This is a genomic window from Vibrio sp. 378 (assembly GCF_033339435.1).
This window is the reverse complement of the sequence record NZ_JAWOUO010001290.1, coordinates 1-503: the sequence shown is the minus strand read 5'-3', so window position 1 is coordinate 503 and position 503 is coordinate 1. Positions and strand designations below refer to the sequence as shown.

The following is a 503-nucleotide window of genomic DNA, read 5'->3' as shown; positions in this document are numbered from 1 at the left end:
CAACGAAGTGAAATCAGCCCTTATGGAAGGCTTGATCACGCGTGAACAGTTCGACCTGTTAGCAGTTGCAATCAACACCGGTACAAACTTACCTTCTGTTGCAACGCCAAACGGTCAAGCCGCTTTCCTATTCCTACTAACGTCTGCGCTAGCACCGTTAATTCGTCTGTCTTACGGTCGAATGGTAGTGATGGCATTGCCATACACTGTCGTTTTGGCGATTGTAGGTCTGATGGGAATCATGTTCTTCCTAGAGCCAGCAACAGCGTCTTTCTACGATGCGGGCTGGATTGCACCTCATACCGGTGATCTGACTCCAGTTGTGTCTGGCGGACACTAAAATTTGAGTTGATTAGGAAACTTATCCACGATAAAAAGCTCTGAGTATTCAGAGCTTTTTTCTATTTCAGACAGGATTGAAACCGTGACTATTTTTTCATCACTTAACCAATTTTCGAAGGGACGCGTATCATGGTTGCTTCTTCTTTTGTTCATCATATTTT

2 pseudogenes are annotated in these 503 nt (G+C 44.3%); both read left to right on the top strand.

Going from position 1 to position 503, the window contains the following annotated elements:
• Positions 1-340: pseudogene (locus tag R7Q48_RS31620) on the top strand (sodium/proton antiporter); the annotation flags it as partial.
• A gap of 84 nt (positions 341-424) precedes the next feature.
• A pseudogene (locus R7Q48_RS31615) lies at positions 425-503 on the top strand (disulfide bond formation protein B); the annotation flags it as partial.